This window comes from Ruegeria sp. AI2 (genome assembly GCF_056541275.1).
On the sequence record NZ_JBQFYB010000002.1, the window covers coordinates 20,864 to 46,685 of the forward strand.

At 57.7% G+C, this 25,822-nt stretch carries 25 protein-coding genes; 19 read left to right on the forward strand and 6 right to left on the reverse strand.

All coding sequences use genetic code 11. From position 1 onward, the window contains the following. Positions 1 to 25 precede the first annotated feature (25 nt). From ACR0LL_RS07540 to ACR0LL_RS07565, 6 genes are read left to right on the forward strand one after another with little or no spacing between them, the layout of a single operon-like run. Positions 26 to 2,479 (forward strand): FAD-dependent oxidoreductase, encoded by a 2,454-nt coding sequence (locus ACR0LL_RS07540; RefSeq protein WP_480585351.1) that lies wholly within the window; start codon positions 26 to 28, stop codon positions 2,477 to 2,479. After that, the gene (locus ACR0LL_RS07545; RefSeq protein WP_480585353.1) at positions 2,479 to 3,561 is read left to right on the forward strand and encodes an alcohol dehydrogenase family protein; all 1,083 of its coding nucleotides are present in this window, start codon (positions 2,479 to 2,481) and stop codon (positions 3,559 to 3,561) included. The genes ACR0LL_RS07540 and ACR0LL_RS07545 overlap by 1 nt, the downstream gene beginning before the upstream one ends. Next, on the forward strand, positions 3,558 to 4,136 hold the full coding sequence (locus ACR0LL_RS07550; RefSeq protein ID WP_480585356.1) for a dimethylsulfonioproprionate lyase family protein: 579 nt from the start codon (positions 3,558 to 3,560) through the stop codon (positions 4,134 to 4,136). The genes ACR0LL_RS07545 and ACR0LL_RS07550 overlap by 4 nt, the downstream gene beginning before the upstream one ends. Then, positions 4,133 to 5,239: a mandelate racemase/muconate lactonizing enzyme family protein gene (locus ACR0LL_RS07555; RefSeq protein WP_480585359.1), complete on the forward strand. Its 1,107-nt coding sequence runs from the start codon at positions 4,133 to 4,135 to the stop codon at positions 5,237 to 5,239. Before ACR0LL_RS07550 ends, ACR0LL_RS07555 begins: the two co-directional genes overlap by 4 nt. After that, a complete protein-coding gene (locus ACR0LL_RS07560) occupies positions 5,236 to 6,339 on the forward strand; it encodes a mandelate racemase/muconate lactonizing enzyme family protein (protein WP_480585362.1) in 1,104 nt (367 codons plus the stop codon). Before ACR0LL_RS07555 ends, ACR0LL_RS07560 begins: the two co-directional genes overlap by 4 nt. A gap of 1 nt (position 6,340) precedes the next feature. Next, positions 6,341 to 7,612: an aspartate aminotransferase family protein gene (locus ACR0LL_RS07565; protein ID WP_480585365.1), complete on the forward strand. Its 1,272-nt coding sequence runs from the start codon at positions 6,341 to 6,343 to the stop codon at positions 7,610 to 7,612. A gap of 223 nt (positions 7,613 to 7,835) precedes the next feature. Here the strand turns inward: ACR0LL_RS07565 and hemC are convergent, their stop codons facing one another. Further along, complete coding sequence (hemC, locus tag ACR0LL_RS07570; protein ID WP_480585368.1) at positions 7,836 to 8,801, reverse strand: hydroxymethylbilane synthase; 966 nt, start codon at positions 8,799 to 8,801, stop codon at positions 7,836 to 7,838. A 106-nt stretch (positions 8,802 to 8,907) separates the two neighbouring features. On the opposite strand from hemC, the gene hemE reads away from it, so the two are divergent. Next, positions 8,908 to 9,942 (forward strand): uroporphyrinogen decarboxylase, encoded by a 1,035-nt coding sequence (hemE, locus tag ACR0LL_RS07575; protein WP_480585371.1) that lies wholly within the window; start codon positions 8,908 to 8,910, stop codon positions 9,940 to 9,942. Between the two features lie 81 nt (positions 9,943 to 10,023). Here the strand turns inward: hemE and ACR0LL_RS07580 are convergent, their stop codons facing one another. Next, a complete protein-coding gene (locus tag ACR0LL_RS07580) occupies positions 10,024 to 11,112 on the reverse strand; it encodes a CaiB/BaiF CoA transferase family protein (RefSeq protein ID WP_480585374.1) in 1,089 nt (362 codons plus the stop codon). Between the two features lie 170 nt (positions 11,113 to 11,282). On the opposite strand from ACR0LL_RS07580, the gene ACR0LL_RS07585 reads away from it, so the two are divergent. From ACR0LL_RS07585 to uvrC, 6 genes are all read left to right on the forward strand, one after another. Beyond that, positions 11,283 to 12,212 carry an ABC transporter ATP-binding protein gene (locus ACR0LL_RS07585; protein WP_267365422.1) on the forward strand — a complete coding sequence of 310 codons (930 nt, stop codon included), beginning with the start codon at positions 11,283 to 11,285 and terminating at the stop codon, positions 12,210 to 12,212. Further along, positions 12,209 to 12,970: an ABC transporter permease gene (locus tag ACR0LL_RS07590; protein ID WP_209598717.1), complete on the forward strand. Its 762-nt coding sequence runs from the start codon at positions 12,209 to 12,211 to the stop codon at positions 12,968 to 12,970. Before ACR0LL_RS07585 ends, ACR0LL_RS07590 begins: the two co-directional genes overlap by 4 nt. Positions 12,971 to 13,084: 114 nt before the next feature. Beyond that, positions 13,085 to 13,882, forward strand: a complete 798-nt coding sequence (locus ACR0LL_RS07595; RefSeq protein ID WP_267365423.1) for a S49 family peptidase — start codon at positions 13,085 to 13,087, stop codon at positions 13,880 to 13,882. A gap of 171 nt (positions 13,883 to 14,053) precedes the next feature. Continuing rightward, positions 14,054 to 15,016: a calcium/sodium antiporter gene (locus ACR0LL_RS07600; protein WP_267365434.1), complete on the forward strand. Its 963-nt coding sequence runs from the start codon at positions 14,054 to 14,056 to the stop codon at positions 15,014 to 15,016. Between the two features lie 21 nt (positions 15,017 to 15,037). Continuing rightward, positions 15,038 to 15,817: an SDR family oxidoreductase gene (locus tag ACR0LL_RS07605; protein ID WP_480585378.1), complete on the forward strand. Its 780-nt coding sequence runs from the start codon at positions 15,038 to 15,040 to the stop codon at positions 15,815 to 15,817. Positions 15,818 to 16,107: 290 nt separating this feature from the next. Further along, positions 16,108 to 17,970, forward strand: coding sequence for an excinuclease ABC subunit UvrC (uvrC, locus tag ACR0LL_RS07610; protein WP_480494396.1), 1,863 nt, complete (start codon positions 16,108 to 16,110; stop codon positions 17,968 to 17,970). Here the strand turns inward: uvrC and ACR0LL_RS07615 are convergent. Next, entirely contained in the window at positions 17,967 to 18,851 is an 885-nt protein-coding gene (locus tag ACR0LL_RS07615; protein ID WP_480585381.1) for a DMT family transporter, read from the reverse strand. The genes uvrC and ACR0LL_RS07615 overlap by 4 nt on opposite strands. A gap of 174 nt (positions 18,852 to 19,025) precedes the next feature. Here ACR0LL_RS07615 and pgsA point away from each other — a divergent pair, with 174 nt between their 5' ends. Genes pgsA through ACR0LL_RS07630 form a run of 3 tightly spaced genes read left to right on the forward strand, consistent with a single transcriptional unit; the run spans position 19,026 to position 20,390 of the window. After that, positions 19,026 to 19,694 carry a CDP-diacylglycerol--glycerol-3-phosphate 3-phosphatidyltransferase gene (gene pgsA / locus ACR0LL_RS07620; protein ID WP_480494392.1) on the forward strand — a complete coding sequence of 223 codons (669 nt, stop codon included), beginning with the start codon at positions 19,026 to 19,028 and terminating at the stop codon, positions 19,692 to 19,694. A gap of 3 nt (positions 19,695 to 19,697) precedes the next feature. Further along, positions 19,698 to 19,943, forward strand: coding sequence for a molybdopterin converting factor subunit 1 (gene moaD, locus ACR0LL_RS07625; protein WP_209506660.1), 246 nt, complete (start codon positions 19,698 to 19,700; stop codon positions 19,941 to 19,943). 3 nt (positions 19,944 to 19,946) lie between these two features. Further along, a complete protein-coding gene (locus ACR0LL_RS07630; protein WP_480494390.1) occupies positions 19,947 to 20,390 on the forward strand; it encodes a molybdenum cofactor biosynthesis protein MoaE in 444 nt (147 codons plus the stop codon). A 55-nt stretch (positions 20,391 to 20,445) separates the two neighbouring features. Here the strand turns inward: ACR0LL_RS07630 and ACR0LL_RS07635 are convergent, their stop codons facing one another. The 3 genes from ACR0LL_RS07635 to ubiA all read right to left on the reverse strand — a co-directional run bounded on the left by ACR0LL_RS07635 (position 20,446) and on the right by ubiA (position 23,714). After that, entirely contained in the window at positions 20,446 to 20,766 is a 321-nt protein-coding gene (locus ACR0LL_RS07635; RefSeq protein ID WP_267365430.1) for a hypothetical protein, read from the reverse strand. Position 20,767: 1 nt separating this feature from the next. Beyond that, positions 20,768 to 22,687 (reverse strand): OmpA family protein, encoded by a 1,920-nt coding sequence (locus ACR0LL_RS07640; protein WP_480585384.1) that lies wholly within the window; start codon positions 22,685 to 22,687, stop codon positions 20,768 to 20,770. Between the two features lie 64 nt (positions 22,688 to 22,751). After that, a complete protein-coding gene (ubiA, locus tag ACR0LL_RS07645; RefSeq protein ID WP_480585387.1) occupies positions 22,752 to 23,714 on the reverse strand; it encodes a 4-hydroxybenzoate octaprenyltransferase in 963 nt (320 codons plus the stop codon). Between the two features lie 11 nt (positions 23,715 to 23,725). On the opposite strand from ubiA, the gene ACR0LL_RS07650 reads away from it, so the two are divergent. Genes ACR0LL_RS07650 through ACR0LL_RS07660 form a run of 3 tightly spaced genes read left to right on the forward strand, consistent with a single transcriptional unit; the run spans position 23,726 to position 25,817 of the window. Continuing rightward, positions 23,726 to 24,451, forward strand: a complete 726-nt coding sequence (locus ACR0LL_RS07650) for a 16S rRNA (uracil(1498)-N(3))-methyltransferase (protein ID WP_480585390.1) — start codon at positions 23,726 to 23,728, stop codon at positions 24,449 to 24,451. After that, positions 24,448 to 25,293: a GNAT family N-acetyltransferase gene (locus ACR0LL_RS07655; protein WP_480585393.1), complete on the forward strand. Its 846-nt coding sequence runs from the start codon at positions 24,448 to 24,450 to the stop codon at positions 25,291 to 25,293. Before ACR0LL_RS07650 ends, ACR0LL_RS07655 begins: the two co-directional genes overlap by 4 nt. Next, on the forward strand, positions 25,290 to 25,817 hold the full coding sequence (locus tag ACR0LL_RS07660; protein ID WP_480585394.1) for a hypothetical protein: 528 nt from the start codon (positions 25,290 to 25,292) through the stop codon (positions 25,815 to 25,817). The genes ACR0LL_RS07655 and ACR0LL_RS07660 overlap by 4 nt, the downstream gene beginning before the upstream one ends. The last annotated feature ends 5 nt before the right edge of the window (positions 25,818 to 25,822 follow it).

Consider the following 25,822-nt stretch of genomic DNA (forward strand, 5'->3'; position numbering starts at 1 on the left):
AAGCGACTCGGGAAGAGGAAAAATCATGTCCGGGAATGAACTGCCGTCACACGCACGCGTGGTCATCGTCGGGGGCGGCGTCATGGGTGTTGGTCTGGCTTACCATCTGGCCCAAGAAGGCTGGGGCGATGAGACTGTTCTGCTGGAAAAGGCCGAGCTGACCAGCGGCAGTACGTGGCATGCGGCAGGGCAGATTACGCATTCAACCTCAAGCTTTGGTCTGGGCAAATGCGTCGATTATAACATCGGTTTGTATTCCGGCCTGCTTGAGGCAGAGACAGGTCAGCCTGTCACATGGCATGGCTGCGGCTCGTTCCGTCTTGCTTATACCGAGGATGAGATGGATTGGCTGCGCCACACGCTGTCGGTGGGCCGGTCGCTGGGCTTCAATATCGAACTTGTCGGTCCCGAGAAGGTGGCCGAACTGCATCCGTTTTATAACCTCGAAGGTGTTCTTGGCGCTCTGCACACGCCGGATGACGGGCATGTGGACCCGACAAACGTGACCATGGCGATGGCAACCGGGGCACGCCAGAAAGGCGTGCGCATCTTCCGCAGTTGCCGGGCGACGAACATCACGCAGGGCGCAAACGGTGAATGGATTGTTGAGACCGAACAGGGCACCATCACCTGCGAGCATGTGGTGAACGCAGGAGGCACCTACGCGCGCCAGATGGGCGAATGGTCCGGGCTGCAACTGCCCATGACGTCAATGACACACCATTATTTCGTGACCGAGCCGGTGCCGGAATTCCAGAACCTGGACAAAGAACTGCCGGTGATCCGCGATGACCGCAAAGTCTCGGGTTATATCCGGATGGAGCAGCAGCGTGGCCTGATCGGAATATACGAGAAAGAAAATCCGAACTCGGTCTGGCATGATCATTGCCCGTGGGAGTACGAGAACTGGTTGTTCGACGCGGATTATGACCGGGTAATGCCATGGCTAGAGGAAAGCCTGAACCGGATGCCGATCTTTGCGGAACTGGGTATTCAACGCGATGTGCATGGGGCGATTTCGCACCCGCCGGACGGCAACCCCCTGATCGGGCCTGCTCCGGGTGTGCGAAATTACTGGTGCTGTTGCGGAACGCAGATCGGGATCGGTTGGGGCCCGGGTCTGACCCGAGAACTGGCGCGCTGGATGGTGCATGGGGCTGCCGATATCTCGATGCGGGATTTCGATCCGCGCCGCTTTGGCAGCTATGCCACCAAAGACTGGCAGGTGACCAAGGCGGAAGAAGATTATTGCTTACGGCACGAAATCCCGTTTCCACACTTCAATCGACTTGCAGGGCGTCCGATCAAGCCGTTGCCACTGTACGAGTTGCTGAAATCCAAGGGCGCGGTACATGAAGAAGTCTATGGCTTCGAACGCCCCCGCTGGTTCGCCCGGGACGGCGTGGAACAACGCGATCACTATTCCTTCCGCCGCACTCCTGCCGACGACATGGTCGCGGCCGAGGTCAAGGCAGTGCGCGAACGTGTCGGCATCATGGATGTCACCGCCTTCACCAAAGTCGAAGTATCGGGGCCCGATGCCTATACCCTGTTGGATCGGTTGACTGCTAACAGGATGCCGCAAAAGGTTGGCTCGATCACGCTGACCCATATGTTGAACCGCCGTGGCCGGATCGAGTTGGAGACAACGATTGTCCGCATGGCCGAAGACCGCTTCTATCTGGTCTGTGCAGCGTTCTTCGAACAGCGCTTGCTTGATCATCTGGCGCATCATCGCAAGGGCGAAGATGTGCGGATCAACGCGCTGTCTTCCGAATGGTCGGCCTTGTCGCTGAACGGCCCCAGATCACGCGAAGTCCTGGCGCGCTGTACGGCTACCGATCTGAGCAATGCCGGGTTCCGCTGGCTGTCGGCGCAAGAGGTCACCATTGCCGATCATAAACTTTGGGCGTTTCGCATGTCTTATGCGGGCGAACTGGGGTGGGAGCTGCATATGCCCAACGCTTCCTGCCTCGACGTCTACAATGCGCTATGGGCTGCGGGCGAGGCGTATGGCATCGCGGACTACGGCAGTTTCGCCATGAACGTGATGCGGATGGAGAAGGGCTTCAAAGGGGCAGGCGAGCTGACAAACGAAGTCACGCTGGCAGAAGCTGATGTGCTGCGCTTTGCCCGTACGGACAAGGATTACCTGGGCAAGGACAAGACGTTGAACACCGATTTGCCATGGGTATGTGCCTATCTGCAAGTCGAGTCGGATGGCGAAATTGATGGCCATGGAGGCGAGGCGGTGACGCTGGACGGGCGTGTCATAGGCTCGACAGCTTCGGTCGTATTCGGCCACACGGTAGGTAAGATATTGGCCTTTGCATACATCAAACCCGAAGCAGCAAAAGCGGGAACCGAGTTGGAGGTCGTGATTCACGGCAAGCCGCGTTCGGCCCGAGTACTGGATAAGCCCGCCTACGATCCAGACAGCCTGCGGCCCCGCACAGACGCAGTAATGGAGACCGCCTGATGAGCCTGCCCGCCACAATGAAAGCCATGGTCACGATGGGCCATGGAGGTTTAGAGCAGATAGTTTGGCACGATAACTGGCCGCGTCCTGAACCTGCGGAGGGTGAGGTGCTGATCAAAGTTGCGGCATGTGGCCTGAACAATACGGACGTCAACACGCGGTCGGGTTGGTATTCCAAGACGGTCACAGCCGCAACGACCGGTGGTGCGTTTGAAGAGGTTGGCGAAGAAGATCCCACCTGGGGCGGTAATCCGATCACCTTCCCGCGAATTCAAGGGGCCGATATCTGCGGGCATATCGTTTCCGTCGGCGAAGGTGTTGACCAGGCGCGTATTGGCGAGCGTGTCATCACGGATGGCTGGCTGCGCGATCCGGTGGAACCCGACAATATGGACAAGACTGGTTATTTCGGCTCGGAACGGGATGGTGGTTTTGCCGAATACGCGACAACTCTGGCGGTGAATGCTGTGGCAATCACCTCGAATCTGACGGATGCTGAACTGGCAACTTTTTCCTGCTCTTACTCCACCGCCGAAGGCATGTTGACCCGTGCCAATGTGACCGGCGAGGATACGGTTTTGGTTCCAGGTGCTTCCGGCGGTGTGGGCGGTGCGCTTGTGCAACTGGCCAAACGGCGCGGCGCGCGTGTGATCGCGATGGCATCCGAATCCAAACACGCGGACGTGGCCAGGCTTGGCCCTGACGTCATTCTGCCACGCGCTCCTGCGAACCTGCGCGAGGCGCTGGGCGTGGAAAAGATCAGTGTGGTCGCAGATGTCGTGGGCGGACCATACTGGCCGAACCTGATCGACATATTGGAACGGGGTGGCCGCTATACCTGTTCGGGCGCTATTGCAGGCCCGATCGTCGAACTTGATCTGCGCACATTCTACCTGCGCGACCTGACCTTCTTCGGTTCGACCGTCATTGACCCTCAGGTCATGAAGAACCTCGTAACATACATCGAGGCTGGTGAGATCAAGCCAGCGCTTGCCGCGACATACGCGCTGAAGGAACTCCGAGAAGCACAAGCCGCGTTCATCGCGAAAGAGCACACCGGCAACATCGTGGTGATGCCATGACGCTTGACGATGTTCTCGAAGCTGCCCGGCAAATGCACCATGCGCATCCGGACCTTGGTGCGTTCGCGCCTTGGCCGGGTGATCTGACCCCGACGGGGTTGGATGCCGCACCCATTCCCGCAACGAGGCTGGTGGCAGCCTTCGATCTTGTTGAAGACACGCCAACCCGTGACTTGATCGCGGCGGTCAAAGCGACGGCGCATCTGGCACATTGGAAACATACCTACACCGAAGACGAAGTTGGTGCGGATTTCCTGAACCGATACGGCTATTATGAGCTGTTCGGTCCTACCGGACATTTTCACTCGACCCTCCTGCGTGGCTACATCGCATATTGGGGGGCTGGCCTGAGTTACGATTGGCACAGCCATCAGGCCGAAGAACTCTACCTCATTCTTGGCGGAGGTGCGTTGTTCAAGGTCAATGGGAATGAAACATATCTTGGCGCCAATCAAACACGCTTGCACGCAAGCTGGCAAAGTCATGCCATGGTCACCACAGATCAGCAGATCCTGACTTATGTTCTGTGGCGCGGTGAAGGCATGGGTGATCTGCCCCGGATGGATATCGCATGAAGATCAAATCTATCACAGTATTTCACGTCGACCTCCCACTGGAGCATCCATATTGGTTGTCGGGCGGGCGGTTGAAATTCGAAACGCTTGACGCGACAGTCTTGAAAATCGAAACCGATGCGGGGTTTGTTGGCTGGGGTGAAGGGACCCCATGGGGCCATACCTATGTGCCCGCGCATGGTCCGGGTATCCGCGCCGGAATTGAAACGATGGCGCCGTTCATTCTGGGCCTGGATCCGCGGCGGGTTCTGGATGTGGAACGGGCGATGGATCTTGCCTTGCCCGGACACCTTTATGCCAAAAGCCCAATTGATATGGCCTGCTGGGATATCGCGGGTCAGGCGGCGGGCGTGCCGATTGCCGATCTGATGGGGGGTGGATCGCGGACACCGCGCCCGATTGCGTCCTCGGTCGGGGCGAAATCCGTCGACGAAACGCGCGCGGTCATAGAGCGGTACCGCCAGCGGGGCTACATCGCCCATTCCGTGAAGATTGGTGGTGACGTTGACCGGGACATCGTGCGTGTTCGCGATGTCGAGAGTATTCGGCGACCCGGCGAGATCGTTCTTTATGATGTCAATCGTGGCTGGACGCGTCAGCAAGCTTTGCGCGTGATGAGCACCTGCGCGGACCTGAATGTCATGTTCGAACAACCTTGTGAGACGTTGGATGACATTGCTGCAATCTCGGGGCTTCACCCGTCACCCGTTTCAGTGGACGAAAGCCTCGTGACTTTGCAGGATGCGGCCCGTATTGCCCGCGATGGTCTGGCTCAGATTTTCGGGATCAAGTTGAACCGCGTCGGCGGGCTGACCAAGGCTGCACGCATGCGGGATATCGCGCTGGCCCATGGGATAGACATGTTTGTAATGGCCACAGGCGGTACGGTTCTGGCCGATACCGAAGCATTACATCTGGCCGCGACCATCCCGGATGACAACTGCCTTGCAGTATGGGCCTGTCAGGACATGATCACGGTCGATATTGCCGGGGGGCGTGGGCCTCGGAATGTTGATGGCCATTTGCACCTGCCAGAAGAACCCGGGCTTGGCGTTCATCCGGACGAAGCCGCATTGGGTGATCCAGTAGGAGAATATGCTTGAAAATTGACAAGATAACGCTCTGGTCCGTCGATCTGACCAGCCATGAAACCTATCACATGGCCGGCGGCAAGACCTGCGCGACCGTGACGTCTCATATCCTGCGTCTTGAGACGGATACAGGTCTGACAGGTTGGGGCGAGGTCTGCCCGATCCCGCATTATCTGCCCGCCTATGCAAATGGAGTACCGGGGGCCATCGCTGAAATGGGTCCCGAGATTCTCGGGATTTCGCCAATTGGGGTTGACGCACCGATGCGAAAGCTGGACGGATTTCTGCAAGGCCACAGCTACGCGAAATCGATCGTCGACATTGCGCTGTGGGATCTGTTCGGCCGCGTGGCAGGGGTGCCGGTTTACGCGTTGCTGGGCGGGCGGACACGGGCAGATATGCCACTTTATCATTCGATCACATGTATCGCGCCGGACGAAATGGCGCGCATTGCAAAGGCAGCCTTCCAGACGGGCATTCGGCAATTCCAGGTCAAGCTGGGTGTCGAGGGTGATTGGCAAGCCGATGCCGAGCGGCTGATCAAAGTGCGCGAAGCCGTGGGAACCGGACCGCTTGTGTATGGCGACTGGAACTGCGGCGCATCGCGCCTTCAGGCAACGCGAACCGGGCGCGCGGTGGCGCATCTGGATGTGATGCTGGAACAGCCCTGTAAAACACTGGAAGACTGCGCCGCTGTTCGTCAGTCGACGGGTCTGCCCATGAAGATCGACGAAAACGCCTTTGATCTTGCATCGCTGAAGCGGGCGCATGAGTTGGGTTGCATGGACGCGGTGGCGCTTAAACTTTCGAAATTCGGCGGATTGTCAGCAATGCGTCGTGCACGGGATCTGACCGTGCATCTGGGTGCCGAGATTTGCGCGGAATGCACATGGGGGTCTGATATTATTACTGCGGCTTCACTTCACTTTGCGGCGTCGACGCCGAAAGGTTCTCTGATGAACACGTGCGACTTGTCGTCTTACGTGGCCCCGCGTCTGTGTCCTGATGCACCAATTCGTGAAAACGGCCGGATTGCTCCGCCCGAAGGTCCGGGTTTAGGTGTTGTGCCGGACCTCGATATCCTTGGCACCCCAATTCTGGAGATCGACTGAGATGCTGAAAATCCAATCACAATCCGAATGGATTGCTCGCGCGAACGAAGTTCTACCTGCCGGGGGGTTTGGCAACTTTGATCCAGGCATCATCATCGCCCGTGGTGAAGGCAGCCGTGTCTGGGACGAAGACGGCAACGAATATGTCGATTACCTGATCGGGTCGGGTCCGATGCTGCTGGGTCATGGCCACCCTGAAGTGATGGAAGCCGTTTTGGAACAGCTGCCCAAAGGGATGACGTTTTTTGCCAATAACAGAAAAGGAATCGAACTGGCCGAGGCCATCATCGACGCCGTTCCCTGCTGCGAGCAGGTGCGCTTTGTCGCGTCGGGAGGCGAAGCCGACATGTATGCGATTCGCCTGGCGCGGGCTTATACCGGGCGCAGCAAAATCCTGAAGTTTGAAGGCGGTTACCACGGTATGAGCGCCGAGGCGCAGATGAGCCTTGCCCCAAGCCGCAGGGTTAATTTCCCGCAGGCTGTTCCCGACAGCGCGGGTATCCCCGACAGCGTGGCCGAGCAAATGCTGATCGCGCCCTTTAACGATCTGGAAGCCGTCGCTGCTTTGCTGGATGAAAATGACGACGTTGCCGCGATTATGGTCGAGCCTTTGCAACGGATCATCCCGCCAATGCCGGGATATTTGCAGGGCCTCCGAGCTCTGTGTGATCAACATGGTGTGCTGTTGATCTTTGATGAGATTGTCACCGGATTCCGGCTGGCTTATGGCGGGGCGCAGGAACGATACAGGGTCACACCGGATATCTGCACTTTGGGCAAGATCACGGGCGGCGGCTTCCCTCTGGCTGCGCTTGGTGCCAGCGTCGAGATCATGAAGCATTTCGATAAGTCGAAGGTCGGGGAAGAAGGTTGGCTGATGCAGTTGGGTACCCTCTCGGGGAATCCGGTCGCCTCGGCCGCTGGGCTGAAGACGATGGAGATTTTGCGGCGTGAAGGCGCGTATGAGCGTTTGCGCGCAATTGGAAAACACTTGCAGCAGATTCAGTCGGACGCCTTAAATGAAGCGGGCATCGCGCATCGGATTTGCGGTGACGAGACTTTGTTTGACATCTATTTCACCAACGCCGAGTGCCGTGATTATCGCAGCGCAAACCACGATGATCCACAGCGCAACGCCACTTATAATGCGGTGCTGCGCGCCCATGGAATCTTCAAGTCTCCGGGCAAGCTTTATCCGTCGCTGGCGATCACCGATGCGGATCTGGAACAGACACGCATCGCCGTCCGTCACGCGGTTGATGCCATTTCCTGAAGGTTGGATGTATACAACGTAAACGGGTCGCTGTTGAGTTCAACAGCGACCCGCTACCTTTGGAAGTCGGGGGTCAGCCTCGCCCCCTCGAATACTGATTAAATCACCGGCAATCTGAAAACTTTTCGATACTTTAGAGACTGACCCGACTTCCTCATCGGTATGTCACTTTAATGCCCGATAATCTCGGTGGCCACAGTGATCAAGTTCACACTGCCTTAAATTAATTTGAATTTTTCCAATCAAAAAAACCTGGACCCGCCTGTTCCAACAGTTCCCCTGCCATCGTGCGGGCCATTTCTGGCCCGTCTTTGACAGAACCGGTCACTTCTCTGTTCACGGTTTCCGACCCATCTGGGCGCAGGACTTCGCCGCGCAGCCTTAAGTTGTTTCCATCCAACTCTGCCAAGCCAGCGATCGGAGTTTCGCAAGACCCGTCCAGCGCGGCCAGCAAGGTGCGTTCGGCGGCCAGCCGCCATCCCGTTTCCGCGTGATGAATCGCTTCAAGCATTTCGGCCGCGCGCATATCGTTGCTGCGCCGTTCGATGCCAATGGTACCCTGTGCAATCGCGGGCAGCATGTCATCCGGAGAAATGGCGCTGGCTGGAACCTCATCCATGCCCAGACGGTGAATGCCAGCCATGGCCAGAAAAGTGCAATCCGCGACCCCGGCTTCCAGCTTTTTCAGCCGTGTCTGCACGTTCCCGCGAAACTCGACCACTTTCAGATCCGGCCGCCGGTTCAGCAGCTGCGCCCGGCGCCGCAATGATGAGGTGCCCACAACAGCCCCTTCGGGCAGATCGTGGATTGAGTTAAGACGCGGCGAGATGAACGCGTCACGCACATCTTCGCGCGGAAGGAATGTGTCCAGAACCAGCCCTTCGGGCTGTTCAACAGGCATGTCTTTCGTTGAATGCACGGCGATATCGATTTCGGCGCGCAACATCGCCTCTTCGATTTCCTTGGTGAACAGGCCCTTGTTGCCGATTTCCTTCAGCGGGCGATCCGCATCGATCATGGCGCGATTGTCGCCGGTTGTTTTGATCACGACGATTTCAAAGGCCACTTCGGGCAGATCAAACGCATCGCTCAGGCGTTGGCGGGTTTCATAGGCCTGAGCCAGAGCCAGCGGTGAACCACGGGTGCCAATTCTGAGGGGCGATGCGGGGGTGGGCAGGGTCAAAGTCATGTGCACAGCTTTAGTCGCGTCACATTGCCCTGACAATGGGGGCTGAGCTTGACAAATTGCCGCCGAAGGACGACCCGTTGCCAAAACCGGAAGACTGGGGGCGAATATGGCCGAGACAAAGAAACTGCTAAGGGCGCTGGCGGGCGAAGTACAGGATGTGCCGCCAATCTGGATGATGCGCCAGGCGGGCCGGTATCTGCCGGAATACCGGGCCACCCGTGCCCTGGCCGGAGATTTTCTGTCTTTATGCTATAACCCGGAACTGGCCGCCGAAGTCACATTGCAGCCGATCCGGCGCTATGGGTTTGATGCTGCGATCCTGTTTGCCGATATCCTGCTGGTGCCGCAGGCGCTGGGTGCGGATCTTTGGTTTGTGACCGGCGAAGGTCCACGTTTGTCGACGATCACGCGGCAATCCGAGTTTGATGCGTTGAAGCCGGTGGACGCGATTCATGAGACATTGTCGCCCGTTTATGAAACGGTTCGGATCCTGTCGCGAGAATTGCCGTCTGAGACCGCGCTGATCGGGTTTGCCGGCGCGCCCTGGACAGTCGCGACCTACATGATCGCTGGGCGTGGAACACCCGATCAGGGACCGGCACACGCTCTGCGAGAGAGCGATACTGCCTTATTCGAGGCGCTGCTGGATCGTATCACGGCGGCAACAATCGAGTATCTGTCGGCTCAGATCGACGCCGGGGCCGAGGTGGTCAAGATTTTCGATAGCTGGGCGGGTTCCCTGAAAGGTGAGGCGTTTCGCAAATACGCGGTGGAACCGTGCCGTGTGATTGCGCAGGCCATCAAGGAACGTCACCCCGGCATCCCGGTGATCGGTTTCCCGCGCGAGGCGGGGGAGGGGTATGTCGGGTTTGCCAAGACGACGGGTGTGGATTGCGTCGCGCTGGACAACTCGGTGTCGCCCGATTGGGCCGCCAGACATGTACAGGTTGATGGTTGTGTGCAGGGAAACCTGGCCTCGTCGCATATGGTGACCGGTGGGCAAGCTCTGGTGGATGAGACGCGGCGGATTGTCGAGGCGTTCTCAAACGGGCCGCACATCTTCAACCTGGGACATGGGATCACGCCGGATGCCGATCCTGAGAATGTTCAGTTGATGATCGATACGGTGCGCGGGCGGTAACCAGATTAAAGGGGGCCAGCCCCCTTCTTGGCCTGCGGCCAATTCATCCCCCGGGATATTTTGGGCCAGATGAAGTGCAGATCAGCTCAGGCTGTCAAGCTCTGCGAGGATCTCTTTATTATGCTCGCCGCGCATGGGGCTGGGTTTCGGGGTCCAGTCATGGCCTGAAAACCGTGGGGCGGCGGCGGCCTGAAATGTACCGTCAATGTCCTGCCAGCTGTTGCGATGGAGGTTCATCGGGTGTGAGCGGGCTTCGTCCGGGCTGAGAACAGGAGCAATGCAGGCATCTGTTCCTCGAAACAGGGCCTCCCAATGGTCGCGCGGTTGACTGGCGAAGATATCGGTCAGACGGCGTGAAAGCGAAGGCCATAGATCACGGTCGTATTGCCGTTGAAACTCGGTATCGTTTGTGAGGCCCATTAAGCTCAGAAATTGCATGTAGAATTTTGGTTCGAGGCATTGAACGGAAATAAAACCACCGCAGGCGCAGGCGTAGGTTCTGCTCCAGTGGGGACCGTCCAACAGGCTTTGACCCCGGGTTTCAGACAGGTTGCCGGTTTGGCGCATTGTCATCAATAGGTTCATCATATGGGCCGAGCCGTCATAGATTGCCGCGTCAACGACAGTACCTGCGCCAGTGCGTTGCGCATTGATGAGCCCTGCCAGAACGCCTGCCACAAGATACATGGCCCCACCGCCGATATCACCCACCAACGTTGGCGGGGTCTGCGGTGCTTGGCCGGGATGTGATGCATACCAGAGCGCTCCGGACAGGGCGATGTAATTCAGGTCATGCCCCGCCGTGTCGGCCAGCGGGCTATCCTGCCCCCAGCCCGTCATGCGCCCATAGACCAGTTTTGGATTGCGGGTCAGGCAGACATCGGGCCCGAGCCCCAGTTTTTCCATCACACCGGGGCGGAATCCTTCGATCAGCGCATCGGCTGTGTCGATCAGGCGAAGCGCGGTATCCAGATCATTGGCGGTCTTCAGATCAAGTGCGATGGATCTTTTGCCCCGGTCCAACAGGGAACGTTCCGGCATACCCGGTGTTGCGGCGCCCCCTTTGCGGTGGATTGTAATCACGTCAGCGCCCAGATCTGCCAGTAACATGGCACTAAACGGGCCGGGGCCCAGACCTTCGAGTTCGACAACACGTATTCCGTTCAGCATCAAGGCCCTCCGTTTCCGGCAGAGTTTGCTGGCTGGTGTCGGGATTGCAAGCCGGATGATTGCTGGCGCGGGCGGCCTTCCTTTTGGCAGTTGTTCATCACATGGTGCGGAATGGGCCTGTTATCCCTGTGTTCGGGGCGATAGGGTCTGGGCCAGAACGGGGAGCGGATATGACGACCATTTTATCCATCAGAAATCTGCGCAAATCCTACGCCGATGGGTTCGAGGCGCTGAAAGGTGTGTCTCTGGACATTGAAGAAGGCGAAATTCTTGCGCTTCTGGGGCCGAATGGGGCGGGAAAAACCACTCTGATCTCGACGATCTGCGGAATAACCACGCCAACATCCGGCACGGTTTCAGTCGGCGGGCACGACATTCAATCGGATTATCGCGCAGCGCGCAGAATGATCGGGCTTGTCCCGCAAGAGATCGCGCTGGAACCGTTTGAAAAGGTCTGGAACACAGTTCGGCTGTCACGCGGATTGTTTGGGCTGGGCAAAGACAACGGCCGGATCGAGGACATTCTGCGCAAGCTTTCGCTGTGGGAAAAGCGCAAGAACGCAATCAAGGAGTTGTCGGGCGGCATGAAACGCCGCGTGCTGATCGCCAAGGCCTTAGCGCATGAACCACGTGTTTTGTTTCTGGATGAACCGACGGCGGGTGTGGATGTCGAGCTGCGCAAGGATATGTGGGAAATCGTGGCCGAGCTGAAACGGGACGGTGTCACCATCATTCTGACCACCCACTATATCGAAGAGGCCGAAGCCATCGCGGATCGCGTCGGCGTCATTGACAAGGGTGAGTTGCTTTTGGTGCAGGATAAAGACACGCTTATGGCGCAAATGGGCAAAAAGCAGATTGTCGTCATGCTGACCGAGCCAATCGCCAAGATTCCCGATGATTTGGCCAGCCACAATCTGACCCTCAACGGCGCAGGGGATAGCCTGATCTATACCTACGATACCCATGCGGATCGCACGGGGATAACGACCTTGTTGAATGACGTTTCGCAGGCCGGGCTGGTATTGCGCGATGTGCAGACACGGCAATCGAGCCTGGAAGAGATATTTGTAAACCTGGTATCCGGAGAGGCGGCATGAACTGGACCGCAATCGCTGCAATCTACCGGTTCGAAATGGCTCGCTTCTTTCGCACCCTGGCGCAAAGCTTCCTGTCACCGGTTCTTTCCACCTCGCTGTATTTCGTGGTGTTTGGCACCGCCATCGGCAGTCGAATTCAGGAGGTCGAGGGCGTATCCTACGGCGCGTTCATTGTGCCGGGCTTGATCATGCTGTCGGTGGTGATGCTGTCGATCTCGAACGCGTCTTTCGGAATTTATTTCCCAAAGTTTCTGGGCACCATTTACGAGCTGCTGTCGGCGCCGGTGAATTTTATCGAAATCGTGATTGGGTATGTTGGTGCAGCGGCCACCAAAGCGCTGTTCGTGGGACTGGTCATTCTGGCCACGTCGACCTTCTTCGTCGACATACGGATCGAACACCCCTTTGCCATGGCGGCGTTTTTGATCCTGTCATGTCTCAGCTTCTCGTTGCTGGGCTTTATCATCGGGATATGGGCCAGTAATTTTGAACAGATGTCTCTGGTACCGCAGCTTGTGGTCACGCCACTAATCTTCCTTGGCGGTACGTTTTATTCAATCTCGATGCTGCCGCCTCTGTGGCAGACGATCACGTTGTTCAATCCGGTCGTCTATCTGATCTCGGGGTTTCGCTGGTCGTTTTTCGGGCTTGCGGATGTGCCCATCGCCCTGAGTTTGCTGGCCATCATAGCCTTTACTGGGGTGTGTCTGGCGGTCATTGGCTGGATCTTCAAAACTGGCTGGCGCATTCGCAGCTAACCCGCACCGGGGCGTTGCATTTTTGCCCATTGAGTGTGTGAATTTGGTTCACGTCGCGTTCAAGGTTCGAAGAGTCTCTTGTTTACGGGTTGGTGGCACTCTACATCGGCACCCATGAAGCTCAGCCTGCCGTTCGTCAAAAAACACCCCTGTGTGGCCGTTGTCCGCCTGTCTGGCGCCATTGGAATGGCCGGGCGCGGGTCCTTGAACGACGCCACGCTTGCGCCGGTTCTCGAGAAAGCCTTTCGCAAGGGAAAACCTGCGGCCGTGGCGCTTGAGATTAATTCACCGGGCGGATCCCCTGTCCAAAGTTCAATGATCGGTGCGCGCATTCGGCGTTTGTCCGAAGAACTGGACGTGCCGGTCATCGCTTTTGTCGAAGACGTCGCTGCATCCGGTGGGTATTGGCTGGCCGCAGCAGCGGATGAGATCTGGGCCGATGACAGTTCCGTACTGGGATCGATCGGTGTGATCTCGGCTGGATTTGGCGCGCATGTCTTTCTGGCGCGGCAGGGATTTGAGCGGCGGGTCCATACTGCCGGGAAATCGAAGTCCATGCTCGACCCGTTTTCACCGGAAAAGAAAGAGGATGTAGCCCGCCTGCAAGGGTTATTGGGCGATATCCACGAGAATTTCATTGCGCATGTCAAAGATCGGCGCGGGGACAAGCTGAATCAGGAAGCTGATCTGTTCACGGGCGAGGTCTGGCTGGCGCGTCGCGCGCAGGAACTGGGGCTTATCGACGGCATCGCCCATCTGAAGCCAAAGTTGCAGGACCGTTTCGGTGACAAGGTCAAATTTCGCCGCTATGGCGTGAAAAAACCGATCTGGACCCGGTTTGGTGCCAGCCTGGCGCAGGATGCTATCGCAGGGTTAGAGGAGCGGGCAGCCTACGCGCGTTTCGGTTTGTGACGTGATCGTAAAGGCTGTCACTCTTTTTCTGATCGCAATGGGCGTATTGGCAATGTTCGGCAAGCTGCGGTTTCCTGGGCAAAAGAAGCTAAGTTCGGCGAAATGTCCGCGATGCGGTCGCTATCGCATCGGAAAAGGCCCTTGTGCCTGTGAAAAAGGAGGCCGGGCTTGATCACCACGTGGCTGCTGTCTGGTCTTGGCTTGTTGATCCTGTTGCTGGCAGGCGATGCCTTGGTGCGTGGCGCAGTGAACCTGAGCCTGCGCTTGGGGGTCCCGGCCCTGATCGTCAGCCTTACGATTGTGGCCTTCGGCACGTCCGCGCCCGAGTTGCTGATTGCTATCAGCGCCGTCAAGGAACACGCACCGGGTATTGCGCTAGGTAATGTTGTCGGATCAAACACGGCCAACATCCTGTTGGTTCTTGGTCTTCCTGCGATGCTGGCAACGATCCATACCAGCGAATGCGACAGCCGTAGGAACTATGCCTTCATGCTGATGGCGACGGCCCTGTTCATAGGGTTGGCGTTTTGTGGAACATTCACCGTCGTCAGCGGCCTGATCCTGCTGGCGGCTTTGGGCCTGGTTCTGATGAATGCGTTTCGTGAAGCAAAGGCGCACCGCAAGGCCTGTGGGGAAGCCTGTGCCGATGACGACGACCTTGAAGGCCTGGAAGAAGCTGATCCTGACATGCCTTACTGGAAGGTATCGGTTTACCTGATCCTCGGCCTTGTGGGCCTTCCTATGGGGGCGCACCTGCTGGTGGAAAATGCGACGGTCATCGCCCGGACATATGGTGTCAGTGAAACGGTTATCGGTCTGACCCTGATTGCGGTTGGAACGTCTTTACCCGAACTGGCGACAACCGTGATGGCCGCTTTGCGCCGACAGGCCGATGTGGCCCTTGGCAACGTGATTGGCTCGAACATGTTCAACCTTCTGGCCATTATCGGGATCGCAACCTGGTTCGGGCGTATCCCGGTCGATCCCGGTTTCCTGCATTTTGACCTTTGGGTCATGCTGGGCGCATCGCTGCTTCTGGTTCCCTTTGTTGTTTTCAAGCAGGATATCTCTCGCGGTTGGGGGCTGGTGCTGACCTTCCTTTATGCGCTTTATGTCACTGTATTGCTGGTTTGATCTGACAAAACGAGGTGAAGCATGACCCGAGCTTTAGTGACCGGTGCCGGTATTCGTCTGGGTCGGGCCATGGCGCTTTATCTGGCGGGTCGTGGATATGATGTCGCCGTTCATTATGCGTCCTCAGAACGCCCCGCGCACGAGACTGTGGCGGAGGTACAGGCTATGGGCCGACGGTCAGTGGCATTGCAGGCTGATCTGCTGGATGAGGGAGAGGTGCAGGATCTGCTGCCCAAAGCAGCCGAGGCTCTGGGCGGGCCGATCACCTGTCTGGTGAACAACGCCTCGATCTTTGAGTATGACAGCGTTCACACCGCGACCCGCCAAAGCTGGGACCGCCATCTCGACAGTAATCTGCGGGCACCGTTCGTTTTGACCCAAGCCATGGCCGGGCAGGGGCTGGCCCCGGACACGGACGAAAATGGCGAACCCCTTGCGACCGGTCTGATCATCAACATGGTGGACATGCGTGTACGCAAGCTGACACCCGAGTTCATGTCTTACACCATCGCCAAAATGGGGCTATGGACGCTGACCCGTACCTCGGCACAGGCGCTGTCCCCTGCAATCCGGGTCAATGCCATCGGACCCGGACCAACGGTACAGGGGCATCGTCAAAGCGCTGAGCATTTCCAGGCGCAACGAACGAATACTGTTCTGGAACGCGGGTCAAATCCGTCGGATATCACCGCCGCTTTGGGATATTTTCTGGATGCACACGCAGTAACGGGGCAACTGATATGCGTGGATGGCGGCCAACACCTGGGGTGGAAAACACCGGATGTTCTGGGAGTTGAATAAGCAATATCGCTGCAAGTTTTGCACCGCGCACGTTTGTGTTACCTGCGTGTTACAAAAATGTCTTTTTTTTCATACACTTGCTAAATGTGTGAAAAAATATCGTTAAAAATCAGCGTCTTGATAATGTGCCTATTTTTTGTGCATGTTAATGAAGTGGTAATGAAACAAGGGAAATTCTAAGGCTGTGAAAACTTATCTTCACACTTATCCACAGGAATCGTGGATTTGTTTTCTCTTGATCTGAAGCCCGCAAGATTGCAGCCAGTAAAAGAGAATCATATCGGAATCCCATGACTACCCACAGTGAATCGTCCCTGACCGGTTATGCCTGCATTCAGCGTTATGCAAAGACGCTGGACAGCTCACCCGGGGTGTACCGGATGCTGGATGCCGACAGTCGGGTTTTATACGTGGGCAAGGCGCGAAACCTAAAGGCGCGGGTGTCGAACTATACAAGGCCGGGTCACTCGGGCCGGATCGAGAAGATGATTTCCTCGACCGCTTCGATGATGTTTCTGACCACAAGAACGGAAACCGAGGCGCTACTGCTGGAGCAGAACCTGATCAAGCAGCTTAAACCGAAATACAATGTGCTGCTGCGGGACGACAAAAGCTTTCCCAACATCCTGGTCGCCAAGGATCATGACTTTCCGCAGATCAAAAAACACCGTGGGGCGAAGAAGGAAAAAGGCGCCTATTTCGGACCATTTGCCAGCGCGGGCGCTGTAAACCGCACATTGAACCAGCTGCAAAAGGCATTCCTGCTGCGTAACTGTTCGGATTCCATGTTCGACAGCCGCACGCGGCCCTGTCTGCTTTATCAGATCAAACGGTGTTCCGGGCCGTGTGTCGGTTTGATTTCGGAGCAGGATTACAGTGAAAGCGTCAAGGATGCAGAACGTTTCCTGTCGGGGCGCTCGACCAAGGTGCAGGAGGAACTGGCTGAACAGATGATGGCCGCGTCCGAGGCTATGGAGTTCGAACGCGCCGCCGGTCTGCGCGACCGCATCCGGGCGCTGACGCAGGTACAGACCGCGCAAGGCATCAACCCTCGTGGCGTGACCGAGGCGGATGTGATCGGCCTTTATATGGACAGCGGGCAAGCCTGTGTTCAGGTATTCTTCATCCGTGCCAACCAGAACTGGGGCAACAAGGACTTTTATCCGCGTGTTGGCCCGGATGTATCACATGCCGAAGTGATGGAGGCTTTCCTTGGCCAGTTCTACGACAACAAGGAACCACCACGGCAGTTGATCTTGTCGGACGGGATCGAAAACGCCGATCTGATGCAGGAGGCTTTGTCCGAGAAAGCCGGGCGCAAAGTCGAAATCCTTGTCCCGCTGCGGGGTGAGAAACAGGAACTGGTTGCAGGTGCCTTGCGCAATGCGCGAGAGTCTCTGGCCAGGCGCATGTCGGAAAGCGCCACGCAGGCCAAGTTGCTGCGCGGGGTGGCAGAGGCGTTTGATCTGGATAGTCCACCGGGACGGATTGAGGTCTACGATAACTCTCATATCCAAGGCACTAACGCGGTGGGCGGTATGATCGTGGCAGGGCCCGACGGGTTCATGAAAAACGCCTATCGCAAGTTCAACATTCGCGGCGACGACCTGACGCCGGGTGATGATTTCGGCATGATGAAAGAGGTTCTGAACCGTCGCTTCACCCGCCTGCAAAAAGAAGACCCGGATCGGGATAAAGGGCTTTGGCCCGACCTGCTGCTGATCGATGGCGGTGCCGGACAGGTCAGCGCCGTGCACGAGATCATGCAGGCCCACGGGGTCGAAGATATTCCGATGGTCGGTGTTGCCAAAGGGGTCGACCGTGACCACGGCAAGGAAGAGTTTCACCGGATCGGCCAGCGCCCCTTTGCCCTAAAACGCAACGATCCGGTCTTGTACTTTATTCAACGGCTAAGGGACGAGGCGCACCGTTTTGCCATTGGCACCCACCGTGCGAAACGCGCCAAGGCTGTTGGTGCCACGCCGCTGGATGAAATTCCGGGCGTCGGGGCCGCACGCAAGCGCGCCTTGCTGACTCACTTCGGCAGCGCCAAAGCGGTAAGCCGGGCCAATCTGGCAGACCTGAAAGCGGTCGAGGGAATCTCGGCCGGGTTGGCTCAGAAAGTCTATGATTTCTTCCACGACAAGGGTTAGACCTGTCGCCCCCGCCACAGGATATAGAGGCCCGAAGCCACAATAAGCGCGCTGCCGACCCACATAGTACGGTCCAGGCTTTCGCCGAACAGGGCGATACCCAACCCGATACCGAACAGCAGTCGCGTATAGCGCAACGGGGTCACAGCAGACACTTCACCCGTGCGCATTGCGTTCATGAGCGCGGCATAGGCCATGACGCCCATCAGAACCGCGCCCGTCAGATGCAGGCTGGTGTGCGTGCCAACCGGTGTCATGGGTGCGCCTTCCCACACCCGATAGGCAAGGCCCGCAACGATAATGCTGAGGAAACCATAAAACCCCAGAACTTCGGTTCCAAGCGTGGCAGGGGCCGCACGGCTGGCCAGATCACGCCCTGCGAACCCTAACATACCCAATACGGCCAGTATCGACAGCAGCGAAAAACTGTCCCCGGTCGGTTGCAGAATAACGACGACGCCGATCATACCGACAAAAATCGCGCTCCATCGCCGCCAACCAACCGCTTCACCAAAGAATAACGCCGCGCCTGCGACCACAACCAAAGGCGTTGCTTGCAAGATCACCGTGGCCGAGGACAAGGGCGTCAACGCGATGGCGAGCACATAGAACAGCCGACCAAAGACTTCGAACAGCACCCGAACTTTCATCGGGCGGGATAGAACGTCTGGGTGTATCAGACGTTTTCCACGAGCCGACGCCAGTGCGGCAAAGATTACGGACCCGCCAGTCCCGAACAGAACCAGAACCTGCCAGATCGGAAGCGCGGTCGATGCTGCTTTCAGCAACGCATCCTCCAACGCAAAGCCCGCCATTGCGGCCACCATCCACAGGCTGCCGACCATGTTCGATCGGGCGTCGGTTTGAATATGCGCTGTCATCCTGTACGTTCCGCTTTGCAGTCGACGGGCAATCTGACTGCAAAGACGTGAAACGCCAAGTGCACGAGGCGCAAAGCGTCGGACCTGCGGCGCTTTGACCAAGCTGTTGTGAGTGATGTAGTTTTTTACCGGTTTGTCTTTTCTGTCTTGAACCGGCGATATAGGGTCCAAGCCATGAAGTGGAATTTGCCCAATATCCTGACGGTTCTACGCCTGCTGGCTGCGCCCGGTCTGGCCGTAATGTTTTTGTACTTCACCCGGCCCTATGCGGACTGGTTCGCTTTGATCCTATTCCTTTCGGCGGCGATCACCGATTGGTTTGATGGCTATCTGGCCCGTGCGTGGAAACAGGAAACCAAGATGGGCGCGATGCTGGATCCGATTGCCGACAAGGCAATGGTGGTGATCGCGCTGATGATTCTGGTTGGCTATTCGACCGAACACTGGACACCATGGCTGGTGCTACCCGCCACCGTGATCCTGTTCCGCGAGGTTTTTGTCTCGGGCTTGCGCGAATATCTGGGCGATGTGGCGGGGACGCTGAAGGTTACAAAGCTTGCCAAGTGGAAAACAACAGCGCAGATGATCGCCATCGCCGTGCTGTTCTCGCAGGGCATCTTTGAACACTATGCCGTGATGGCGAGTTTCGGCATGGACGCCGCGCTGGTAGAACAGATTATCGCGGGCCAGGTTGAAGATGTGAATCACCTGCGCTGGAACATCCATGGTATGTTCTGGGCAGGCCAGATCGGGCTGTGGTTGCTGTGGATTGCGGCGGCGCTGACATTGATCACCGGCTATGATTACCTACGTAAAGCCATGCCACATCTGAAGGAGATCTGAGGGATGGATGTGCTGTATTTTGCATGGGTACGCGAACGTATCGGTTTGCCAAAGGAAAAGGTCGAGACGCAGGCAGTCACTGTCAATGATCTGGTGGCCGAGTTGAGCGCGCGGGAAGAACGCTATGCTGCGGCATTTGCCGATTTGTCCGCCCTGCGCGTTGCACTGGATCAGGAGTTGTCGGATTTCGACGCCTCGCTTTCGGGCGTTCGGGAAGTGGCGTTTTTTCCACCAATGACGGGCGGTTGAGCGATGCGGATCGCTGTTCAGCAGGAAGCATTCGATCTGGGCGCCGAGGCCAATGCTTTTGCCGCCGGGGATGATGCCAACGGAGCCATTGTCACCTTCACTGGCGTTGTGCGCGACCTGGCAAGCGGTGATCTGGATGTGATGGAGATTGAACACTATCCGGGTATGACGGAACGGGCGCTGACCAAGATCGCCCAGGAAGCCAAGGAGCGGTGGTCATTGGGTGACGTCCTGGTGATCCATCGTCATGGCCGACTGGCCCCGGGAGACAGGATCATGATGGTGGCGACCGCTGCGCCGCATCGTAAAGATGCGTTTGAGGCAGCGGAATATCTGATGGATTATCTGAAGTCTCGCGCACCTTTCTGGAAGAAGGAAATCACCCACTCTGGTGCGGAATGGGTCGCAGCCAAAGACGAAGACGAAGACGCGCTGACCCGGTGGTAGTGATTTAGCGACCGTTTATTCTTGCAAACTTGGGCGGTGGCGCAAGGTCGTATACTTAATCCGCGTTGTTGATCCGTCCGCGCAGTTCTTCGGCCTCCTGACGCGCGGCCCGCAGGCCATCCATAGCAGCTGCCAGCTCGGCCTCTGTCTGGGTTAGCTGGTTTGTCAATTCGGCCTCACGTTGCTGCAAATAGGTGATGGCCTGATCGCGGGTTTCCTCCGCCTCGTGCAACTCCTGACTCATCCGATCCAGATCGGCAACGTCGCTTTGACTTACTCGGGACAGGCGGTGCGCCAACCAGTTGGCAAACCAGCCCATGCAGAAGGCGGCGAACAGGATAATGGCGGTGACAATGACGAATTCTGTTCTGTTCAACTTACTGGTCCCCTGCATCCGCATCTGGTGCGGTCGTGTCGGTTTGGTCCTCTGCGGAAGTCGCAGCCTCGGCCTCAAGCGCTTCAAGGCCTGTTTCACTACTCTCAACAGGCTCAGGACGGATTAGACGGAACTCGATCCGGCGGTTTTCTTCCCGGCCCTCTTCGGTGTCGTTGTCAGCGATGGGTTGCGTTTCCCCATACCCCACAGCGGTGTAGCTGCTGGTAGGAATGCGCCGCCCGCGCAGCTCGTTCAGAATGGATTGCGCCCGCGCCTGGCTGAGTTGTTGGTTCATCTCTTCACGGCCCTGACTGTCTGTGTGGCCCTGAATCTCCATACGGATCGGACCGCAGTCACGCAGGATATCAGCAATCTGGTTCACCACATCGCGCGAGTCTGATGCAATCGTGGCCGATCCGGGCTCAAAGGCGATTTTGCTGGTGGCCTGAATTTCAGCAATTTGGGCCTCGCAGACTTCCGGGTCGGGCAGGGCGTCCTCGGGTTCCGGTGGGGGCTGATAGGTGATGGTCAGGGTGTATTCCTGCCCCTCGCCCAACTTGTCGGACAATTGACCTGCGATGCGGGCCTTGGCGTCTTCTTCGTGGCTGAGGCCGATCAGTTCGACCGTATCGGGTGTTACGGTCAATACGCCGTTGTGGAGCTGACCCAAAGCCTCCAGACCGGCCAGAACACGTACAGGCCAGTCCGTCGGGAGATCCGAAACGATGCGGGTGGCAGTATATACCTGATCGGATCCAAAGGCCGCGCGCGCGTAGCTGTCGACCATGTCGCGCAGAGTTTCATCACCCAGCCGTCCGCGCAATTGCACCAGCCCTTCAGGGCTGCGGGTGGCCGAGAACTCGACCGGGCCATTTGGGTTCGTTGTCTCAGGCTCAGGTAAAACGGCGTGCAAGGCGAAGACCGCAGGCAGCTCGGTTTCAAGCTCGCCCACAACCCGGTCGAACACCGCAGGATCGGTTCCCTCCGCTGCGATCAGGGTAATGTCCGCGTCTGACATGGTGACCGAACCCTGGCCTATCCGGAACAGCGCCTGAATGCTTTTCTCGGCTGCTTCTGGCCAGCGTGGCGATGGTTCGCCCAAGGCGACGGTGCAGGAATAAGGCCCCGTCAACCCGGCGTTTTTCGCGGCGGCCACGATTCGGTCACGTGCCTTCTCATCCTGCGCCGAGCAGGCGTCAAAATGCCCGCCTTCTTCGTCGATCAGGTAACGCAAAGTAAAAGGTGTGACGACCGGGCGAGGTGCCGAAATCGCCAGCCCAACCCGCAGACTGGGCGGTGCCCTACGGGTCAGGTCGCGTTCCAGTTTTTGTTTTTCTTGCTGACTGTTGGCAATTGCCGTGATCCTGACCAGATCCGGGTTGGCGGAAATTTTGGCGCGGGGCAGGTGGGTCAGGGCCTCCAACGCGTAAGATATTGCGGCATCCCACCCTTTGGGCTTCGGGTAATCTGCTGTTTCCATCAGGTCCGAAATGGCAACAGATCTGTCCAGATTGCCAAGCCGTTGGATCAGCTTGTCCCTGTTCTCACTGGCCGGGATCAGACCTATCACCGAAATTCCACTGTCATTTCGCAGGATTTCTACCGAAAAGCGCGGTGCTGCGAGGGCGGAAGTTGCGATAACCTCCATTTCGTCGATTACGCGGGATGTATCAACTTCGGTTCCCGCGGCGGTCAGAGCGTTAAAGCGGGTCGCTTCATCTGGCGCTGTACCGGTCAGGACCACCCGCAAACCATCGGCTTCGACCTCGGCCCAATCGTGTCCTTTCAGGTCCAGCGAGCGCCGTACAGCGAGTTCCGATGATTCTTCGATCTCGGTAACAGCATAGCTGGCCGCCAGAAGTGACAGGCCAGCTGATACAAGAAAGATCAGGGAAACAGCGATAAAATACGGCAGACGCATGTTTGGGTTTGGCACTCCTCAGGCGTTTGCGCCGATCTTTACAGGCCCCGTTCAGCAGGTGCAATCAGAGCAACAAGGCGACGCAAAGGAAGATCAGCGGAATAAAGCCGGTATCGCGGTTGGCCCGAAACAGCAGCAGCAGCTTGGCGTTGTCTTCGGTATCAAGCCCGCGCAATTGCCACATCATGTGCCAGCCCATGGCCCAGGGGCCGCAAAGCGCGACCCCCAACGCCAGAATTGACGCGTCAGGCACCCCGGCATCAATAATGGCCAGCCCCATCAGCGATATTGTTGCGACCAGAAAATACTTCAGCCATTTCGCCGTGTCGGTGCCGAACAGGCGCGCGGTGGATTTGATGCCGACCAGTTCATCATCCTCGGTATCCTGATGTGCATAGATCGTGTCATAGAACAGGGTCCAGGCGATGCCGGACAGGTACAGCGTGACAGCAGGCCAGCCGAGCGATCCGCTATGCGCCGTCCAGGCCAGTAATGCGCCCCAGTTGAAGGCCAGACCCAGAAAAACCTGAGGCCACCAGGTAAACCGTTTGGCAAACGGATAAACGGTCACCGGCAGCAAAGATAACACACCCATGGCAATTGCCGCCTGATTGAAGCTGAGAAGAATGCCAAGCGCCAGAAGGCTTTGCAGTATCATCCAGGCCGCAGCTTGCCGGACACTGACTTGCCCCGACGGTATCGGGCGCGAGCGTGTGCGTTCAACCTGTGCGTCAAATTCCCGGTCTGTAATGTCATTCCACGTGCAACCGGCACCTCGCATCAAAAAAGCTCCGAATGCGCAGCCTAGGGCAATCCACAGATCTTCCCAACGCGGTTGACCGTCATGAAGGATGGCCAGCGCCAGCCCCCACCAACATGGAAGCAGCAACAGCCATGTGCCGATGGGCCGGTCTGCGCGGCTGAGGCGCAGATACGGTCGGGCAAAGGCTGGGGCATAGGTGTCGACCCAGTTGCCGGTGACGGCATCGGCGACTTGACCATCTGGTGTTGGGGCATTGCCTTGCATATGTAGGTCTCATGAGTGCGAAAATCAGACTGTATGTAGAGCAGCCCTTGGGTCAGGGGCAATCGGTTCCTTTGACGCGCGATCAGGCGCACTATCTGTTTGGCGTCATGCGACTGCCGGTCGGAGGAGCAGTGGCGCTGTTTAACGGCAAAGATGGAGAGTGGCTGGCCGAGGTGGCCGAGTCCGGAAAACGCGGTGGCGCTCTGACCTGTGTCAGGCAGACCAAACCTTTGCAGCTGCCCCCCGATCTGTGGTTCCTGTTTGCGCCGATCAAAAAGGCGCGCACCGATTTCATTGTTGAAAAAGCCGCTGAAATGGGCGCGGCTCGCATCCTGCCAGTTCAGACCGAATTCACCAACGCAGACCGTATCCGGCAAGACCGGCTTCAGGCTCATGCAATCGAAGCCGCTGAACAATGCGGAGGAACCTACGTGCCCGAAGTGGCAGACCTTCAGCGGCTGGACCGCGTGCTGAAGACCTGGCCTGAAGGTCGGCAGTTGATGTTCTGCAACGAAGCCGAGGTCGGTTCGGCCCTGCGGCTGGCAGCGAATGAAAAAGGGCGCCCCTGGGCGATTCTCATCGGCCCGGAGGGCGGGTTTTCCAACGCTGAGCGTGCGCGGCTGTCGGCTTTACCCTATGCGCATGTGGTCAGTCTTGGCCCGCGTATTCTGCGGGCGGATACAGCGGCGGTGGCCGCATTGACCATGTGGCAGCAGGCATTGGGAGATTGGTCGTGATTCGCGAGGCGGTTCAATCGGATGCCCCGGCGCTAGAGAGGTTTCTGTCCCGCTACCCTGACAGTTCAATGTTTTTGCGCAGCAATTTGGCGGCCCACGGGGTGGGGTTGAATGCGAATGAATATTCCAGCCGCTACTTCATCTGGGGTGAGGATCAGGTCCGGGGTGTCTTCGGGCTCAGCAAGAAGGGCTATCTGATGGTTCAATTGCCCAACGCCGAAACCGAAGCTGTCGAGTGTTTCGCGCGGATGATCGAAGGCGAAACCGTTTTGGGTATGACGGGAGATGCACCTCAGGTCGAGCTGACGTTGGGCGCTCTGGGATTGGGGAAGGCGAAGTACCGGTTGAATCACGATGAACCGCTTTATCGACGTGACCTGCGAGGTCTGACTAAGGCACCTGTTCCTTATCGCGATTTGCGCGCCGAGGATCGGTCAAGACTGCACACTTGGTTCGCGGATTACATCGAGGATACCGGACAGGCCGCAGGCGAAGAGGCGCGTGAGCTTGCCGCAGAGCGCGTCGAGGCGGAAATTACCGCAGGCAGGGCGATTGTCCTGATGGAAGGCGACGCGCCGGTTGCCATGGCATCCGTGAATGCCAGGGTTCACGACCAAGTTCAGGTCGGTGGTGTTTTTGTTCCACGTAAAAACAGAAATCGTGGCCTGGGTCGACGGGTCACGACCGCATTGATGCAGAAAGCAAAATCCGAGGGTGCGGCGGCCGCGATCCTATTTGCGAACAACGCACCTGCCGCCCGTGCCTATGAGGCGATTGGGTTCCAACAGGTGGGTTGGTACAAGGTCGCTTTGCTGCAGGAACCGCAAAGGGTGCTCTCATGAGTTTCATCCGACCCGAGGCAAAACTGGCGCTTTGGCGTTGGCGCGAGGTTCTGGTTGCGGCTTTTGTCCTGATCCTTGGTCTGAGCTGGATCAGCGGGCCGGGTGGGCTGTTGGCCTGGATAGGCTGGTTTCTGATTGTCGTGTCAGCGGCTTTGACTGTGATCGGCATACAGCGCGCGCGCTTCAGAACAGGTGTGGGCGGGCAAGGTGTCGTGACGATTGATGAAGGTCAGATCACTTATCTGGGCCCCTTGGACGGCGGCATCGTCGCGTCCCGCGAAATTGAGCGTCTGGCCCTTGACCCGACCTCCGACCCTGCACATTGGGTTCTGGATCAGCCGGGCCAGCCAGCGCTTCACATTCCTGTGAATGCAGAAGGAGCCGAGGCATTGTTCGACGTATTCTCAAACCTGCCGGGCCTCAAAACCGAGCAAATGCTATCGGAACTCAACGGCAAATCGCGGCATCCGGTCGTTATCTGGGAACGTACACCGTCGCGCCCGGCGCATTTGCCGTTGCATTGACACTG

Coding starts and splice junctions, on each gene's coding strand:
- ACR0LL_RS07540 (WP_480585351.1), top strand. CDS start 26: ATGTCCGGGAATGAACTGCCGTCACACGCACGCGTGGTCATCGTCGGG.
- ACR0LL_RS07545 (WP_480585353.1), top strand. CDS start 2,479: ATGAGCCTGCCCGCCACAATGAAAGCCATGGTCACGATGGGCCATGGA.
- ACR0LL_RS07550 (WP_480585356.1), top strand. CDS start 3,558: ATGACGCTTGACGATGTTCTCGAAGCTGCCCGGCAAATGCACCATGCG.
- ACR0LL_RS07555 (WP_480585359.1), top strand. CDS start 4,133: ATGAAGATCAAATCTATCACAGTATTTCACGTCGACCTCCCACTGGAG.
- ACR0LL_RS07565 (WP_480585365.1), top strand. CDS start 6,341: ATGCTGAAAATCCAATCACAATCCGAATGGATTGCTCGCGCGAACGAA.
- hemC (WP_480585368.1), bottom strand. CDS start 8,801: ATGACTTTGACCCTGCCCACCCCCGCATCGCCCCTCAGAATTGGCACC.
- hemE (WP_480585371.1), top strand. CDS start 8,908: ATGGCCGAGACAAAGAAACTGCTAAGGGCGCTGGCGGGCGAAGTACAG.
- ACR0LL_RS07580 (WP_480585374.1), bottom strand. CDS start 11,112: ATGCTGAACGGAATACGTGTTGTCGAACTCGAAGGTCTGGGCCCCGGC.
- ACR0LL_RS07585 (WP_267365422.1), top strand. CDS start 11,283: ATGACGACCATTTTATCCATCAGAAATCTGCGCAAATCCTACGCCGAT.
- ACR0LL_RS07590 (WP_209598717.1), top strand. CDS start 12,209: ATGAACTGGACCGCAATCGCTGCAATCTACCGGTTCGAAATGGCTCGC.
- ACR0LL_RS07595 (WP_267365423.1), top strand. CDS start 13,085: ATGAAGCTCAGCCTGCCGTTCGTCAAAAAACACCCCTGTGTGGCCGTT.
- ACR0LL_RS07605 (WP_480585378.1), top strand. CDS start 15,038: ATGACCCGAGCTTTAGTGACCGGTGCCGGTATTCGTCTGGGTCGGGCC.
- uvrC (WP_480494396.1), top strand. CDS start 16,108: ATGACTACCCACAGTGAATCGTCCCTGACCGGTTATGCCTGCATTCAG.
- ACR0LL_RS07615 (WP_480585381.1), bottom strand. CDS start 18,851: ATGACAGCGCATATTCAAACCGACGCCCGATCGAACATGGTCGGCAGC.
- pgsA (WP_480494392.1), top strand. CDS start 19,026: ATGAAGTGGAATTTGCCCAATATCCTGACGGTTCTACGCCTGCTGGCT.
- moaD (WP_209506660.1), top strand. CDS start 19,698: ATGGATGTGCTGTATTTTGCATGGGTACGCGAACGTATCGGTTTGCCA.
- ACR0LL_RS07630 (WP_480494390.1), top strand. CDS start 19,947: ATGCGGATCGCTGTTCAGCAGGAAGCATTCGATCTGGGCGCCGAGGCC.
- ACR0LL_RS07640 (WP_480585384.1), bottom strand. CDS start 22,687: ATGCGTCTGCCGTATTTTATCGCTGTTTCCCTGATCTTTCTTGTATCA.
- ubiA (WP_480585387.1), bottom strand. CDS start 23,714: ATGCAAGGCAATGCCCCAACACCAGATGGTCAAGTCGCCGATGCCGTC.
- ACR0LL_RS07650 (WP_480585390.1), top strand. CDS start 23,726: ATGAGTGCGAAAATCAGACTGTATGTAGAGCAGCCCTTGGGTCAGGGG.
- ACR0LL_RS07660 (WP_480585394.1), top strand. CDS start 25,290: ATGAGTTTCATCCGACCCGAGGCAAAACTGGCGCTTTGGCGTTGGCGC.